The 14,149-nt window shown below is 59.3% G+C and carries 16 protein-coding genes; 8 read left to right on the top strand and 8 right to left on the bottom strand.

Annotated features, from left to right (window positions below):
- Positions 1–14 precede the first annotated feature (14 nt).
- The 4 genes from SPHFLASMR4Y_RS12255 to SPHFLASMR4Y_RS12240 are packed head-to-tail and all read left to right on the top strand — an operon-like array spanning position 15 to position 2,851.
- Positions 15–425 carry a nuclear transport factor 2 family protein gene (locus SPHFLASMR4Y_RS12255; protein WP_089133799.1) on the top strand — a complete coding sequence of 137 codons (411 nt, stop codon included), beginning with the start codon at positions 15–17 and terminating at the stop codon, positions 423–425.
- Between the two features lie 13 nt (positions 426–438).
- Positions 439–780 (top strand): putative quinol monooxygenase, encoded by a 342-nt coding sequence (locus SPHFLASMR4Y_RS12250; protein WP_089133798.1) that lies wholly within the window; start codon positions 439–441, stop codon positions 778–780.
- A gap of 17 nt (positions 781–797) precedes the next feature.
- Positions 798–2,045 (top strand): cytochrome P450, encoded by a 1,248-nt coding sequence (locus tag SPHFLASMR4Y_RS12245; RefSeq protein WP_089133797.1) that lies wholly within the window; start codon positions 798–800, stop codon positions 2,043–2,045.
- 41 nt (positions 2,046–2,086) lie between these two features.
- Positions 2,087–2,851, top strand: a complete 765-nt coding sequence (locus SPHFLASMR4Y_RS12240; RefSeq protein WP_260806960.1) for an SDR family NAD(P)-dependent oxidoreductase — start codon at positions 2,087–2,089, stop codon at positions 2,849–2,851.
- Positions 2,852–2,944: 93 nt separating this feature from the next.
- Here the strand turns inward: SPHFLASMR4Y_RS12240 and SPHFLASMR4Y_RS12235 are convergent, their stop codons facing one another.
- The 3 genes from SPHFLASMR4Y_RS12235 to SPHFLASMR4Y_RS12225 all read right to left on the bottom strand — a co-directional run bounded on the left by SPHFLASMR4Y_RS12235 (position 2,945) and on the right by SPHFLASMR4Y_RS12225 (position 4,788).
- Positions 2,945–3,676 carry a hypothetical protein gene (locus tag SPHFLASMR4Y_RS12235; RefSeq protein WP_089133795.1) on the bottom strand — a complete coding sequence of 244 codons (732 nt, stop codon included), beginning with the start codon at positions 3,674–3,676 and terminating at the stop codon, positions 2,945–2,947.
- Positions 3,677–3,788: 112 nt separating this feature from the next.
- The gene (locus tag SPHFLASMR4Y_RS12230) at positions 3,789–4,226 is read right to left on the bottom strand and encodes a DUF1330 domain-containing protein (protein ID WP_089134866.1); all 438 of its coding nucleotides are present in this window, start codon (positions 4,224–4,226) and stop codon (positions 3,789–3,791) included.
- Positions 4,227–4,236: 10 nt separating this feature from the next.
- Entirely contained in the window at positions 4,237–4,788 is a 552-nt protein-coding gene (locus SPHFLASMR4Y_RS12225) for a GNAT family N-acetyltransferase (protein ID WP_089133794.1), read from the bottom strand.
- A gap of 54 nt (positions 4,789–4,842) precedes the next feature.
- Between SPHFLASMR4Y_RS12225 and SPHFLASMR4Y_RS12220 the strand changes: the two genes are divergently transcribed.
- Positions 4,843–5,103, top strand: coding sequence for a hypothetical protein (locus SPHFLASMR4Y_RS12220; RefSeq protein WP_409928895.1), 261 nt, complete (start codon positions 4,843–4,845; stop codon positions 5,101–5,103).
- 70 nt (positions 5,104–5,173) lie between these two features.
- Positions 5,174–6,097 carry an EamA family transporter RarD gene (gene rarD / locus SPHFLASMR4Y_RS12215; RefSeq protein ID WP_260806959.1) on the top strand — a complete coding sequence of 308 codons (924 nt, stop codon included), beginning with the start codon at positions 5,174–5,176 and terminating at the stop codon, positions 6,095–6,097.
- Between the two features lie 33 nt (positions 6,098–6,130).
- On the opposite strand, the gene pyrC is transcribed toward rarD, so the two are convergent.
- On the bottom strand, positions 6,131–7,165 hold the full coding sequence (pyrC, locus tag SPHFLASMR4Y_RS12210) for a dihydroorotase (protein WP_089133793.1): 1,035 nt from the start codon (positions 7,163–7,165) through the stop codon (positions 6,131–6,133).
- Between the two features lie 53 nt (positions 7,166–7,218).
- Between pyrC and SPHFLASMR4Y_RS12205 the strand changes: the two genes are divergently transcribed.
- On the top strand, positions 7,219–7,953 hold the full coding sequence (locus tag SPHFLASMR4Y_RS12205) for a YgfZ/GcvT domain-containing protein (protein ID WP_089133792.1): 735 nt from the start codon (positions 7,219–7,221) through the stop codon (positions 7,951–7,953).
- 66 nt (positions 7,954–8,019) lie between these two features.
- On the opposite strand, the gene SPHFLASMR4Y_RS12200 is transcribed toward SPHFLASMR4Y_RS12205, so the two are convergent.
- The 4 genes from SPHFLASMR4Y_RS12200 to hisS all read right to left on the bottom strand — a co-directional run bounded on the left by SPHFLASMR4Y_RS12200 (position 8,020) and on the right by hisS (position 12,078).
- Complete coding sequence (locus tag SPHFLASMR4Y_RS12200; protein ID WP_260806958.1) at positions 8,020–8,691, bottom strand: DUF4167 domain-containing protein; 672 nt, start codon at positions 8,689–8,691, stop codon at positions 8,020–8,022.
- Between the two features lie 237 nt (positions 8,692–8,928).
- The gene (gene prmC / locus SPHFLASMR4Y_RS12195) at positions 8,929–9,765 is read right to left on the bottom strand and encodes a peptide chain release factor N(5)-glutamine methyltransferase (protein ID WP_089133790.1); all 837 of its coding nucleotides are present in this window, start codon (positions 9,763–9,765) and stop codon (positions 8,929–8,931) included.
- Positions 9,758–10,834 (bottom strand): peptide chain release factor 1, encoded by a 1,077-nt coding sequence (gene prfA / locus SPHFLASMR4Y_RS12190; RefSeq protein WP_089133789.1) that lies wholly within the window; start codon positions 10,832–10,834, stop codon positions 9,758–9,760. Before prfA ends, prmC begins: the two co-directional genes overlap by 8 nt.
- Positions 10,831–12,078, bottom strand: coding sequence for a histidine--tRNA ligase (hisS, locus tag SPHFLASMR4Y_RS12185; protein ID WP_089133788.1), 1,248 nt, complete (start codon positions 12,076–12,078; stop codon positions 10,831–10,833). The genes prfA and hisS overlap by 4 nt, the downstream gene beginning before the upstream one ends.
- A 119-nt stretch (positions 12,079–12,197) precedes the next feature.
- Between hisS and SPHFLASMR4Y_RS12180 the strand changes: the two genes are divergently transcribed.
- A complete protein-coding gene (locus SPHFLASMR4Y_RS12180) occupies positions 12,198–14,138 on the top strand; it encodes a M61 family metallopeptidase (RefSeq protein ID WP_089133787.1) in 1,941 nt (646 codons plus the stop codon).
- Positions 14,139–14,149: the final 11 nt, after the last annotated feature.

The raw sequence follows: 14,149 nt of genomic DNA, 5'->3' as shown, positions 1-14,149 counted from the left end.
GAGAGGACCAGTCCATGTTTTCAGGGCCGATAGAAGACCGTTTGGCGATCCGCGAATTGCACGATGCCTATTGCGATGCCGTATTGCGAAAAGACCCGGATGACTGGGGCGCATTATGGACAGAAGATGCCGTCTGGTCGCTGATGGGCACCGAAGTGGTCGGCCGCGAGAATATCGTCAATCTGTGGAATGGCGCCATGGCGCAATTTGATGCAGTCAGCTTTCTCGGCATACCGGGAAGCCTTGCGATTACCGGCGATACGGCATCGGGCCGCTACCAGACGCACGAAATACTGGTCGAGAAGGGCGAACCCCGCATCGCGGGCGGGCGTTATGACGATGAATTTGTGAAGATCGACGGCCAGTGGCTGTACAGCAAGCGCATATTCAATGTCGTCGCTCAACTGGGTGGAAACAAGCTTTAGGGGAGTTTGACAAATGGCCAAAATATTGATTGCTGCGCATATCGACGTGGAACCGGCAACCCGCGAGGAATGCCTGAAGAAAGCCCAGCCCTTTATCGACGGCGCGCTGAGCCAGGAAGGCTGCCTCTGCTATAGCTGGGCCGCAGACATGCACAATCCGTCGCGCATCGAAGTGTTCGAGGAATGGACCGACGAGGAAGCCCTCGCGCGGCATTTCCAGAATGTCCACTATGCCAATATGCTTGCCCATATCGGCAGCTTCGGCCTGATCGATTCGGTCAGCGCCAAATATCGGGTCGATGCCGAAGGGCCTGTGTACAATGCGGATGGCAAGCCCACCCCATCGTTTGACTAGTTAATCAGGAATCCGTCATGAACGAAGCTGTATCCAAATCTCTTTTCCAACCCGATATTCTGGTTGATCCGTTTGACTTTTATGAAGAAAAGCGCGCGGAAAATCCGGTCTTTTTCGACGAGGCCAGCGGCACCTATGTCGTGCTCGACTATGATCTGATTTCGGAAGCCGTTGGTCGGCTGGATGATTTCTCCAACAATTTCAACGCACTGCTCTCCGGAGGAAAAAGCGAGGAAGAACTGGCGAATGACGAGGAACTGCAGGCCATTCAGGCTCAGGGCTGGCCACAGGTCAATACCCTGCTGACCGCCGATCAGCCGGTCCACACACGGTTCCGCAAACTGGTCAATCTCGCTTTCTCGATGCCGAAAGTGAACAAGCTGGAAGACAGCATGCGGGAGATGTCGAACGAGTTGATCGACCGCTTTATCGACAAGGGCGAATGCGAATTTGTCGAGGAATATGCCGTCCCGATGCCGGTCCGCACGATTGCCGTGCAATTGGGCCTGGACGTGGCCGACGAGCACACGATCAAGCGCTGGACCAACGCCTTTGTCGATCGCCTTTCCGGAATGATGACCCGCGAGCGGCAGCTGGAGACCGAACGCGAAGTGGTCGAATATCAGCACGCGCTCAAAGCCAATATGGATGAACGGCGCAAGGAAGCGAAAAGCGATATCCTGTCAGATCTGGTCAATGCCCGGGTCGATGGCGAGCGGCCGCTCGACGATGCCGAGTCCCTGTCGATCGTCCAGCAGCTGATGGTCGCTGGCAATGAAACCACGACGGCGGCGCTGGCCGAAGGCATGCGGCTTTTCGCAACCAATCCGGACCAGTATAAGATGATTCAGGATGATCCGTCGCTGATCCCCAATGCGGTTGAGGAAGTGCTGCGCATGTCGAGCGGTTCCTCGGGCATCTGGCGGGTCATGCATCGTGATGCCGAGCTGGGCGGTGTAATGCTGCCCAAGGGAGCGATGGTGATGATGCGCTATCACGCAGCCAATCGCGATCCGAAACAGTTTGAAAATCCGAACGAATTCCGGGTCGACCGCAAAAATGCCCGCACCCATATGGCGTTCGGGAAGGGTATCCACATGTGCGTGGGCAATATGCTGTCGCGCAAGGAGATGACCGTGTCTTTCCAGCAATTTGCCAAACGGATGGATAATATCCGTATCAAGGAAGGCGCGGAGCTCAACTATCCGCCCAATATGATGCTGCGCGGACTGGCCAATCTGCCGATCGAGTTCGACAAGAAATAGGCTGGAAACAGCAGAGCAGAAAGCAGGAATTTACGATGGGCATGATGGACGGAAAAGTCGCACTGATTTCGGGCGGCGCAGAAGGCATTGGCGGCACCGCCGGACAACGCGTTGTCGAGGAGGGCGGCTCGGTGATGCTGGCCGATATCCAGGTCGACAAGGCCCGGGAACTGGCGGCGTCGCTGGGTGACCGCGCCGATGCAGTCGAACTGGATGTCCGCGATCTCGACCAGTGGCAGGCCGCCGTCGAGGCCACGAAAAAGCGCTTTGGCAAGATGACCACCCTGTTCAACGTGGCCGGCATTTCCGAACCCGGATCGGTTGACGAGGTTGATCTGGAAAGCTGGAACCGGACCATCGACATCAACCTGCAGGGCACCTTCTACGGCTGCCGCGTCGGTCTGCCCGCAATCATCGAAAGCGGCGAAGATGGCGCGATTGTCAATATCGGCTCGATGCTTGCCATGCGGCCCGGCGCCCAGTTCGCCGCCTATTGCGCCAGCAAGGCTGCGGTCACTTCGCTGAGCAAATCGCTCGCCCTCCACTGCGCCGCCGAAAAATATCCGGTGCGGGTCAACACCGTCCACCCCGGCGCCATCGATACACCGATGTACCAGCGCTATCTCGCCGCCTATCCCGGGCCGCATGAGGAAGCGGTGGAACTGTTCAACCGCAATCATCCGATCAACCGGGTCGGCCAGGCGGTCGAGGTTGCCAATGCTATGCTATGGCTGGCCAGCGACCAGAGCAGCTTCACCACGGCCAATGATATCACTGTCGATGGCGGCGGCAGCTACCGCGAATAGGACGGGCAAAAAAAAGGTGGCCGGAGCGGGCCACCTCTGTCAGCCGGAGGACGTGAAATGCGATGTCCGGCGTATATGTGCAAAGTTCGCGAACTAGCTACCGGTGCTGGCAACAATATCCACAATCGTGCCACCACCCGAACGCTTGTTCAGGGTGATCACATAGGCGCTGTTCTCGTTCGGCTTTGATCCGCCGAGCACATGTTCGCTGCCGCGCAGCAGATATTCCGCGTCATAGCCGCCCTGCTTGGCTCTGGTATAATAGAAATCGACGATATTCTTGATCGGCGTTGCAGTGGTGAAGCTGATCACGCGAAGGTCACATTTGCCGGCCGCTTCCTGCAGATTGGCTTTCGGATAGATGGAAAATTCCGGCGGCATCTTGTTCGCCCAGCCCATGTCGTAGGTCAGTTTTTCATTACAGACAGGCTTGTTTGCGCGCGCCGCCTGCAGCTCGGCCTTGTCACCCAAGGTCAGGGTTTCGTCGTCCGACGTCATCTGTCGCGGTTTTGGCGCCGCCAGCATCTTGCCGCCCAGCGCCGCCTTGGCAGCCGCGCTTCCGTCCTCGCCGGTTCCCCGAGGCACCGACCCGTCCGCCGCGCCATTGGCACCGCGAATGGCATTGCGATTGGCCTGTTCGGTAAGCTCGGGATCGACCAGAATCGCGTCTTCCAGCGCATCATTCATCGCCGGATCAGAGGTCAGATTGTCGTCCAGCTTCGCCAGCTCGTCTTCACTGGTTTCATTGCTGCCACAGGCAGCCAGCGTCAGAGGCAAAGCGAAAGCTGCCGCAGAAAGCCATAGGGTTCGGGAAAGATTAGACATGCAATTTGCTCCTGAATTTAGGGAATTACATGGGTGAAATGCATTAATAATCCGTTAGGGAAAATGGTTAATCCGGTGACCTTTCGTTAACCGCCTGTCCTGAATCGGGATTTCATCCGAAGGTGTCCTGCCCCTCCATCTCTCCGAAACGGATCAGCCGCGAGGTCAGCACAGCAGCCTGGCGATTGACCACGGCCTTCTTATATTCGGGATCGGTAACCATTTCCATGAAGGCACCGCTATTGGGGTAGCGCGCAATGAAAGAGGAATCCCATTGCTTGTCATCCGGGCCGATCACCATGCATTCCATCCGGCCCCGCCAGATCACCGTTCCGCCGACCCGCTGGAATATCGGGCCGCTGGTCTTGCCATATTCCTCATAGGCACGCGCGCCGCTCCATCCCTTGCCGGCATTGGGATGATCCGCCGGATATTGCGCCTCGTCATGGAAGCGCAGCAGGTTGAGCATGTTGATCGGAACGTCGCGCGGCAGCGCCTTGAATGCGTCGAAACTTTCCCGTGTCGGGTCGAGATAGCGGTCTTCTGTCATGGTCATTCTCCTACTGGAATTTTCGTCTGTTCTCGACCCACTGGTCGCGCGATTGCCCCCAGTCGTCAACCCGTGCGTCGTGAAACGGCTCCGGCAGCCGGGTCGGCCCGCGATTGGTCGAACCCAGCCGCTCTGCCAGCCGGATCGACGCCAGGTTGGCAGGGTCTATCGTATGACAGATGTCGGTCCAGCCAAGCGTGTCGACCGCATAGTCCATGCTCGCCACCGCCGCCTCCAGGGCAAAGCCTTTGCCGGCATGGTCCGGTGCTATCGCCCAGCCCACTTCCCGACCGGGCCAGCCTTCGGGATACCAGGGTCCGATCCGGCCGATCCATTGCCCGCTCTCCTTGAGAATGACCGAGAACATCGCATAGCCGCGAACCCGCCACGCCCCCACCATGGCGCAGAGCACACGCCAGGATTCCGGACGGCTTTTCACCCCGCCGATATAGGTCATTGTCTCTGCATCTTTCTGAAACGCAGCCCAGGCTTCGAAATCCTCAGCATTGGGCGGCCGCAGGATCAGCCGATCGGTTTCCACTCTGATGTCATCGACAGCCATTGCCAGCCTCCATCCCGCAAGCCTTCAGCCTACTATGAGCCCGGCATATTGCAAATGCTTGAAATCGCGGTGCACTACTCCTATAATACAGTTATGTTCAATCTGATCTCGATTTTCATCGGCCTCATAGCCCTCGTTCTCTCCTTCATCGGTCTGGTACCGCTGCTCGGATGGACCAACTGGCTGATTCTGCCCATTGCCGGTATCGGCGCGCTGTTCGGGCTGATCTCGTCGCGCACCAGCGGCATGAATTTCTGCATGATCGTCATGGCCATCTGTGCCCTGCGTCTGTGGATCGGCGGCGGCATCATCTGATCCGCAGTCGGCTTTTCCGGCCGATAGCATTTCTTGATTGCCGGGTGACAGCCCGCAGCCTAAGCGCTGGATGATGTCCAGCGCGCTCTCTTCCAGTCGAATCGGCCTGATGCAGGCGCTGACTGCCTGCATATTCTGGGGGCTGATGCCGGTCTATTTCAAGCTGCTGCAGAATGTCGGTGCGCTGGAAGTGGTCGCCCACCGCATCGTCTGGTCGGTGCCGTTGCTGCTCCTCATTCTGTATTTCCGAAAGAATCTTGCCGGCCTGATCACCGCGCTGGCGGATCGCAAATTGCGACGGGCCATGTCGGCCAGTTCCTCGCTGATTGCGGCCAACTGGCTCATCTATGTCTGGGCCGTGCATGAGAACCATATTCTTGCCGCCAGCCTCGGCTATTTTATCAGCCCGTTGCTCAGCGTCCTGCTGGGCAGGCTGTTTCTCGGAGAAAAGCTATCGCGGACAAAGTGGATCGCGATCGCGATCGCCACCGTCGGGGTGTCGGTTCTGGCGCTGCAGGCGCTGGATACGCTCTGGATCAGTCTGGTTCTCGCGATAAGCTGGAGCAGCTACGGTCTCGTCCGCAAGATTGCCGACATCGGTCCGATCGTCGGGCTGACCGCAGAGACCGGCATGCTGTTCCTGCCATTCACCCTGTTGCTAGTCTGGCTGACCATTGCCATGCCATCCTCAGCAGCCAGCCTGCATCTCGGCGATGATCGGACCATTGACCTGTTGCTGATCGGCGGCTCCGTCGTCACCGCCATCCCGCTGCTGCTGTTCGCTTCGGCGGTCAAGAAAATGACTCTCGGTGCGATCGGGTTGCTCAACTATCTCGCACCGACGATCCAGTTTCTGGTTGGTGTCCTGATCTACAAGGAGCCGCTGACTCCTTCGCACATCATCTGCTTCGTGCTGATCTGGATCAGTCTGGCAATCTTTTCGACCGATTCCTATCTGACCGGAAAGGCCGGTCGAAAGCCGCAATCAGCCTGAGCCGTCCAATCGCCGAGAGCGATGGCGTCATCGCTACAGAATTTGCCATTCCAGCGCGGAACCGGCGTGAAAGGGAACGAGCTTGAAACCGCCCGACTGGATATCATCCGGCACCGGATTTTCTCTCCGTTCGAGACGGACCGTGGCTTCGTTGACCGGCAAGCCGTAAAATTTCGGACCGTGCAATGATGCGAAACCTTCCAGCCGGTCAAGCGCCCCCTCTTCGTCAAACACCGCAGCATAGCTTTCCAGCGCATAAGGCGCGTTGAAAATGCCGGCACAACCGCAGGCCGATTCCTTGGCGTGAATTTCATGCGGAGCGCTGTCCGTGCCGAGGAAATATTTCGGTGAACCGGAGGTTGCGGCCTTGCGCAGCGCCAGCCGGTGCAGCTCGCGCTTTGCCACCGGCAGGCAATAAGCATGCGGGCGAATGCCGCCAACCAGCATCGCGTTGCGGTTGATAAGCAAATGATGCGGCGTGATTGTGGCGGCGACATTGGGGCCGGCACTATCGACGAACCGGACGGCCTGCTCTGTGGTAATATGTTCGAATACAAGTTTCAGATCAGGCAATTTTGCGATTAGCTTTTCGAGTATCCGCTCGATAAACACCGCTTCGCGATCGAATATGTCGATGTCCCCGTCGGTCACTTCGCCATGGACCAGCAGCGGCATGCCGATCTGCTGCATCCGCTCGAGTACCGGCATGATATGCGCCACATCGGTTACACCATGCGCGCTGTTGGTCGTGGCATTGGCGGGGTAAAGCTTGGCGGCGGTGAAAATGCCGGCGGCATGGCCTGCGGCAATATCGTCGGAATCCGTGTCATCGGTCAGATAGCAGGTCATCAGCGGTGTGAAATCGGACCCGGTCGGCAGGGCTGCCATGATCCTGTCGCGATAGGCTGCTGCATCAGCAGCACTGGTCACTGGCGGCGAGAGATTGGGCATCACGATCGCCCGGCCGAACTGTTTCGCCGTAAATGCTGCAACCGCCTGCAGCATTGCCCCATCGCGGAGGTGAACGTGCCAGTCGTCTGGACGGCGTATGGTAATCGTGTCGGTCATATAGCTCCGTGCAAAGGCTTGGTTTTTGGCTCTGCACACCCTACCTAAATGCCATGACCGAAACCAGACTTAATGACCGCGCCATCATCCGCCTTTCAGCCACCGATGGATCGGAAGATATCCGGTCATTTCTACAGGGGCTGGTCACGCAGGATATGGCCAGCGTGCAGGCGGGCGCGCCGCAGTGGGCGGCGCTGCTCACGGCCCAGGGAAAGGTCCTGTTCGATTTCTTTCTGTGGGCCGACGGCGATGATATCCTTATCGACTGTGAGGACGATCAGGCCGACGCCTTGGTCAAACGGCTCAAACTCTATCGGCTGCGCCGAAAAATCGAGATCGCCCGTGCCGACAGTCTTGCCGTATATTGGGCCGTCAGTGCCGAAGACCGGCCTCTTGATCCGCGATTGGCCGCATTGGGCCATCGCTGGCTGGCCGGTACAGGAGATTCAGAACCTGCCGACCTGGCCTATCGAATGCACCGGCTTTCATTCGGCGTGCCCGAAGGTTTGGCAGAACTGGGCAGCGACAAGACTTTATGGCTGGAGTGCAATGCCGCCGAGCTCAACGGTGTCAGCTTCACCAAGGGATGCTATGTCGGACAGGAAAATACCGCGCGGATGAATTACCGGCAGAAGGTGAACCGGCGGCTGGTTGTGGTCCCGCTTGCGCAAGCCGACGAAAAGCGCCAGCGCGTTGCCTATCCGGATCTTGACCTGTCGGTGGAACATCGGCGCGTCGATGATTTGCAGGCGCTCGACCTGCCGGACTGGTTGCAAAAGGCGCTGTAACCGCGGGCAGACGGGCATCAGCCTGCGCTGCAATGCCCGTCCAAATTCAATCAGGCCAGGCGTCGCCTAGGCGGCGTCGCTTTTTTCGGCAGCCTTGGGTTTCATCACCCGCTTTTTGCGAGCCGGTTTCTTTTCCACCTCGACCTCGGTCGCCTGCGAAATTGCCGGTGGCAGGGCGCTGGCATCCAGACCGTTGCTCTCGCCGCTTTTCTCTGTCGCCTCGCTATGATCCGGCGCGGTTTCGACTTTGCGCGGACGCCGGCTGCGGACCGGCTTTTTCTCTTCGGGCGCGTCATTTGCGGCGGTTTCGCCCTCGTCATTCCGCTCATCGCGCTTCGGGCGACTTTGCTGCGAACGGCTGCGCTGGGCATTGCCCTCATTATCACCGGAATCATCCTGGCCATTGTCGCGATTGTCGCCTCGGTTATCCGAGCGATTGTCGCCACGCGATTCTTCACGAGCCATCCGCTGTTCTTCGCGGCGAGCGATAGTATCGGCATTCACCCGGAAATAATGGTCGGCAAATTGATGATAATATTCGGCTTGGACGCGGTCACCGTTGACCTGTGCATCCTGAGCCATCTTTTTATATTTATCGAGCATCTGCGCGGCATTGCCACGGGCGCGATTGTCGATCCGGTTTTCACGGTCGGCTCCGCCGCCCCGATTTCCCTGATTGCGATTGTTGTTATTGGTGTTCCGGCCACGTCCACGGCGGCCAGGTTGACGATTGTTCATCAAATTTCAGGTATCCTTATACCGTTTATAAACTTGGACTTCCTCAAGTTATAGCCATGCCATGATGGCGATTGCGCTGCGAACAACCTGCCCACAGCGGCCCATACAAGACAAATGCGCGCCGAATACCAGCAACATTATCGAGTTGGGGGCAGGCCAGAGATTTTGGGAAAAAGCCAGAAATCCTCTGGGCCTGAGCAAGTCTTAGCGAGTCGTTCCCGCAAAACCAAGCCCTTTTTAGCGGCGGAGCACCAGCAAGCGGTCGTTTCCGCCTAAATCCTGTTTTAATTCAACATTATAGCCACAATCTGCGGCCAGTCCCGAAACCGGTTTGGCCTGATCAAAGCCGATTTCCAGCAACGCTGTGCCGGTTGGCGAGAGCAGTTTCTCCAGCGCCGGGATAATCATCCTGTAATCATCCAGCCCGTCAGCACCGGCGAACAAGGCCTGATGCGGTTCAAAACCGGCTACGTCCGCAGACAGGCGAGCATCGGTCGAGACATACGGCGGGTTGGCGAGCACAAGATCGAAGCCGGAGCCCAGCAGGCTGGTCCAGTTCGCCGCGGTCCAGTCGAGCAGCAGGAAGCGGGCACGATCGGCCAGCCCGAGCGCATCCGCATTGTCATGGGCTATCTGCAAAGCGGCCGCGCTGGCGTCGATGGCCAGCCCCCGGCTTTCCGGGAATTCATGCAGCGCGGCGAGCAAGAGCGCGCCGCTCCCGGTGCCCAGGTCGGCTATCCGTTGCGGGTGCGCCGATGCAAACAGGCTGACCGCTTCCTCGATCAGCAATTCGCTGTCGGGCCGCGGGATCAGGACATCGGGCGTAACCCGAAAGTCGAGACCCCAGAATTCCTTGCTGCCGACAATATGGGCGATCGGTTCGGACTGCCGGCGCCGCTCCACCAGACTGGCAAATTCCGCTGGCACGTCCAAGCCCGGCAATTTCAGCAACAGGTCCGACCGTTCCATTTGCAAGGCATGAGCCATAAGCAATTCCGCGTCGAGGCGCGGGCTGTCGGAAGTTTCGGACAGCCTGTTCGCCGCCTCGCGCAGCGCACCGGCGGCGTCACCCATCCAGATTTGCGAGCCGGCTGGCTTCATCCTCCGCGATCAGCGCGTCGACCAGTTCGCCCAGCGCGCCGCCCTCGACGATTTCGGGCAGCTTGTGCAGCGTCAGGTTGATCCGGTGATCGGTCACCCGGCCCTGCGGATAATTATAGGTGCGGATACGTTCGCTGCGATCGCCGGAACCGACCATCGACTTGCGCGCTTCGGCTTCCTCGCTCTGCACGGCGTCGCGCTCCTGTTCATAGAGCCGCGCGGCCAGCACCTTCATCGCCTGCGCCTTGTTCTTGTGCTGCGACTTGCCGTCCTGGCACTGCACGACAAGGCCGGTCGGCAAGTGGGTGATACGGATCGCGCTGTCGGTCTTGTTGACATGCTGACCGCCGGCGCCGCTCGCCCGATAGGTGTCGATGCGCAGGTCCTCGTTGCGGATCTGCACATCCACTTCTTCCGGCTCCGGCAGGATGGCCACCGTTGCCGCCGAGGTATGAATACGTCCGCCGCTCTCGGTTTCCGGAACACGCTGCACCCGGTGCACGCCGGATTCGAACTTCAGTTTGGCGAACACGCCCTTGCCCTGGATATTGGCGACGACTTCCTTGAACCCACCGACCTCCGAGGCATTGGCAGAGATCATCTCGACCTTCCAGCCCTGATCCTCGGCATAGCGCGTATACATGCGGTAGAGGTCACCCGCAAAAAGCGCGGCCTCGTCACCGCCGGTGCCGGCGCGGATTTCGATCATGGCAGGCCGGTCATCGGCGCTGTCCTTCGGCAGCAATTGCAAGGCGAGGACATGCTCGGCCTTCTCGAGCGCCTTCTTGACGCCGTCCACTTCATCGGCCGCCATGGCCTTCATCTCGGCGTCATCGCCAGCCAGCATTTCGGCCAGACCTTCCTGCTCGTCGCGCAGGCTTTTGACCTTGGCCGCCGCTTCGGCCACCGGCTCGATCTCGGCATATTCCTTGGAAACGGAGACAAATTTGTCGCTGTCGAGATCGCCGGACGCCATCATTGCCTGCAGCTCGGCAAAGCGCGCCTCGATCTGGGCGATACGCTGGGGGGTAATCGTGGTCATGCCGTCAAGGCCTCGACGAGACCACCCAGAACAATCTCGCGCTGATCACCGCTGGCCAGATTTTTGACCGCAGCGACGCCATTGGCCAGTTCATTCTCGCCGATGATCACGGCATGGGTAGCCCCCGCCGCATTGGCCTTTTGCATCCGTTTTTTCATATTGCCCTTATAGGCCATTTCGCAGCTGACGCCCGCGCGGCGCAATTCGGCCATCAGCTTCATCGCCGCCGCTTCGCAGCCATCGCCGAGGGGAATGAAAACCGCGTCGGGGCCTACGGTTGCAGGCTGATCCAGCAACATGCCCAGCCGCTCGATACCGGCCGCCCAGCCGACCGCCGGCGTGGCCTGCCCGCCGAGCGCTTCCATCAAACCGTCAAACCGGCCGCCGCCCAGCACGGTGCCCTGCGCGCCAAGCCGGTCCGTAACAAATTCAAATGCAGTGTGGCGATAATAGTCAAAACCGCGCACCAGACTGCTGTCGCGGCTCCAGGCCACAGCACAGCTGTCGAGACCTTCCGTCACCTGCGCGAAAAACTCTGCGGCTTCACTGGTCAGATAGGGATCAATCGTCGGCGCGGTCGCGACAATCGCGCGGTCATTGGGCGCCTTGCTGTCCAATATTCTTAGCGGGTTCTTCTCCAGCCGTGTTTTGCTGTCGTCCGACAATTCCGCCTGATGGTCGGAGAAATGCTCGACCAGCGCCGAACGCCAGGCCTCCCGGCTCTCCGCATCGCCCAAAGTATTCAGCTGCAGGGTCACCCCATCATCAATGCCCAGCTCTTTGAGAAGCTGGTCAGCAAAACAGAGCAGCTCGACATCCGCCGCCGCTTCGCCCGCGCCGATAATCTCCGCGTCGAGCTGGTGGAACTGGCGATAGCGCCCTTTCTGCGGCCGCTCGTAGCGGAACAGCGGACCGTGCGCGGAGAGTTTCAGCGGCACATGCTGCTGCCAGCCGTTGGACAGAAACGCCCGGCAGATACCCGCCGTAAATTCGGGCCGCAGGGTCAGGCTGTCGCCGCCGCGGTCCTCGAAGGAGTACATTTCCTTCGACACAACATCGGTCGTTTCGCCCAGCGAACGGGCGAACACCGCAGTCGGCTCGAAGACCGGCATCTCGACGCCTTTGAATCCGTAGAGCCGCCGCACGCGCTCGAATGTTTCGACGACGTGGCTGAAACGTTCCTGCTCTTCGCCGAATATATCCTGTGTGCCGCGCACCGGCTGGGGTGTCTGTATCTTTGCCATGGAGAGCGCTTTAACCAGTGAAGCGGCAAAGCGGAAGTGGCTTATTTGCACGCGGGCTCTGGACGAAAGTTGCAAAATCCCCCATTTACGCGCGCCAGTCATCAAGGGATTTTGTGCGCATGCGTCTGGTTGCTATTTTCGGTCTGGTCCTGACCCTCGGCATTTCATCAACAGCGACGGCAATGCCGGACAGCCTCAGCAAGCCAAGCTATGTCGCGCCGCAGGATATAATCCCCGCACCGCAGGACATCGCCTATCCCGGTACGATGACCCTGACCGTCGATGCGCTCGATCATGAACAGGGCATATTCCGTGTCATCCAGACGATACCGGTGGCAAAGGCCGGTCGCCTAACCCTGCTCTATCCCGAATGGCTGCCCGGCAATCACGCGCCGCGCGGCGAGATCGAGAAGCTGACCGGATTGGAAATCACCGCCAATGGCGAAAAGCTCGCCTGGGTCCGCGACGATGTCGATGTCTTCGCCTTCCATCTCGACGTGCCGGAAAATGTCGGCACGATCACCGCAAAATTCCAGTTTGTTTCCGCCACCACCGGTAGCCACGGCCGTATCGTCATGGCGCCGTCGATGCTCAACCTGCGCTGGCACCAGGTCTCGCTCTATCCGGCTGGCTATTATGTCCGGCAGATTCCCGTGGAGGCGACCGCCATCTACCCCGATGGCTGGCAGGCAGCGAGCGCCCTGCGTCCGAAATCGGCGAGCGGCGGCACGATCAGCTATGAAAAGACCGACTATGACACGCTGGTTGACAGCCCGGTCTTTGCCGGACGCTATTTCCAGACCCACCAGCTGACCAGCCGGGTCCATCTCAATATCGTCGCGGATGACGCGAAATTCCTGAAGCCGAAGAAAGACCAGATCGCGCCGCACATCAAGCTGGTCAAAGAGGCGGAAGCGCTGTTCGGCAGCCATCCCTATGACCGCTATGATTTCCTGCTGGCACTCACGGACGAAATGGGCGGCATTGGTCTGGAGCATCATCGTTCGTCCGAAAATGGTGTGAACCGCGAATATTTCACCGATTGGGACAGCGGGCCGGGCCGGCGCAATCTGCTGCCACACGAGATTACCCACGCCTGGAACGGCAAATATCGCCGTCCCGCCGGCATGTGGACTCCCGACTTCCGGCAACCGATGCGCGACAATCTGCTCTGGGTCTATGAGGGGCAGACGCAATTCTGGGGCTATGTGCTGGGCGCGCGATCCGGGCTCTATTCCAAACAGGACACGCTGGACGCCATTGCGGCGATCGCGGCGGGCATGGACCAGCGGGTCGGTCGAAGCTGGCGCCCGCTGATCGACACCACCCATGATCCGATTATCGCAGCCCGGCGACCCAAGCCCTGGACCAGCTGGCAACGGGCCGAGGATTATTATAATGAAGGCCTGCTGATCTGGCTCGAGGCCGACCAGATCATCCGCCGCGAATCGGCCGGCAAAAAGACGCTGGAAGATTTTGCCCGCGCTTTTTTCGGCGGCAGGAACGGCGACTGGGGCGTGGTCACCTACGAGCGGGACGATGTGATCGCCGCGCTCGACAAGGTCCAGCCCTATGACTGGGACGCCTTTATCGAGCAGCGGGTCTACCGGACCAGCGCCGAAGCCCCGAAAGACGGACTGGTTCTCGGCGGCTACCGACTCGTCTATGTCGACCGGCCCAGCGCCTATATCCTCGCCAATGACAAGAGACGCAAACAGGTCGACCTCAGCCACAGTATCGGCCTGATCATGGGCAGCAAGGGAACGATCAAGTCTGTGATCTGGGACAGCCCCGCATTCAGGGCAGGCCTGAAGTCCGGCCTTTCCATTTCGGCGGTCAATGGCAAGGCCTATAGCGACGATGCGCTCAAACAGGCGATCGAGGAAAATCGCGGCGGTGAAGGCATGATCGATATCTTTGCAAAAAATGGCGAAGCCTATCACAATTTTATGGTCGACCATTCCGGCGGGCTGCGCTATCCGGCGCTGGAAAAAATCACCGGAGAGGGTGTTGACCAAGAAGGCGGCATAGACCGTCTGTTGCAACCGAAAACCAGATAAGGATTCCCTTT

The organism is Sphingorhabdus sp. SMR4y, assembly GCF_002218195.1.
Lineage (GTDB): Bacteria > Pseudomonadota > Alphaproteobacteria > Sphingomonadales > Sphingomonadaceae > Parasphingorhabdus.
Note: the sequence above shows the minus strand (reverse complement) of the source record. Positions and strands in the feature narration are given on the sequence as shown.

Coding starts and splice junctions, on each gene's coding strand:
- SPHFLASMR4Y_RS12255 (WP_089133799.1), top strand. CDS start 15: ATGTTTTCAGGGCCGATAGAAGACCGTTTGGCGATCCGCGAATTGCAC.
- SPHFLASMR4Y_RS12250 (WP_089133798.1), top strand. CDS start 439: ATGGCCAAAATATTGATTGCTGCGCATATCGACGTGGAACCGGCAACC.
- SPHFLASMR4Y_RS12245 (WP_089133797.1), top strand. CDS start 798: ATGAACGAAGCTGTATCCAAATCTCTTTTCCAACCCGATATTCTGGTT.
- SPHFLASMR4Y_RS12240 (WP_260806960.1), top strand. CDS start 2,087: ATGATGGACGGAAAAGTCGCACTGATTTCGGGCGGCGCAGAAGGCATT.
- SPHFLASMR4Y_RS12235 (WP_089133795.1), bottom strand. CDS start 3,676: ATGTCTAATCTTTCCCGAACCCTATGGCTTTCTGCGGCAGCTTTCGCT.
- SPHFLASMR4Y_RS12230 (WP_089134866.1), bottom strand. CDS start 4,226: ATGACAGAAGACCGCTATCTCGACCCGACACGGGAAAGTTTCGACGCA.
- SPHFLASMR4Y_RS12225 (WP_089133794.1), bottom strand. CDS start 4,788: ATGGCTGTCGATGACATCAGAGTGGAAACCGATCGGCTGATCCTGCGG.
- SPHFLASMR4Y_RS12220 (WP_409928895.1), top strand. CDS start 4,843: ATGCTTGAAATCGCGGTGCACTACTCCTATAATACAGTTATGTTCAAT.
- rarD (WP_260806959.1), top strand. CDS start 5,174: ATGATGTCCAGCGCGCTCTCTTCCAGTCGAATCGGCCTGATGCAGGCG.
- pyrC (WP_089133793.1), bottom strand. CDS start 7,165: ATGACCGACACGATTACCATACGCCGTCCAGACGACTGGCACGTTCAC.
- SPHFLASMR4Y_RS12205 (WP_089133792.1), top strand. CDS start 7,219: ATGACCGAAACCAGACTTAATGACCGCGCCATCATCCGCCTTTCAGCC.
- SPHFLASMR4Y_RS12200 (WP_260806958.1), bottom strand. CDS start 8,691: ATGAACAATCGTCAACCTGGCCGCCGTGGACGTGGCCGGAACACCAAT.
- prmC (WP_089133790.1), bottom strand. CDS start 9,765: ATGGGTGACGCCGCCGGTGCGCTGCGCGAGGCGGCGAACAGGCTGTCC.
- prfA (WP_089133789.1), bottom strand. CDS start 10,834: ATGACCACGATTACCCCCCAGCGTATCGCCCAGATCGAGGCGCGCTTT.
- hisS (WP_089133788.1), bottom strand. CDS start 12,078: ATGGCAAAGATACAGACACCCCAGCCGGTGCGCGGCACACAGGATATA.
- SPHFLASMR4Y_RS12180 (WP_089133787.1), top strand. CDS start 12,198: ATGCGTCTGGTTGCTATTTTCGGTCTGGTCCTGACCCTCGGCATTTCA.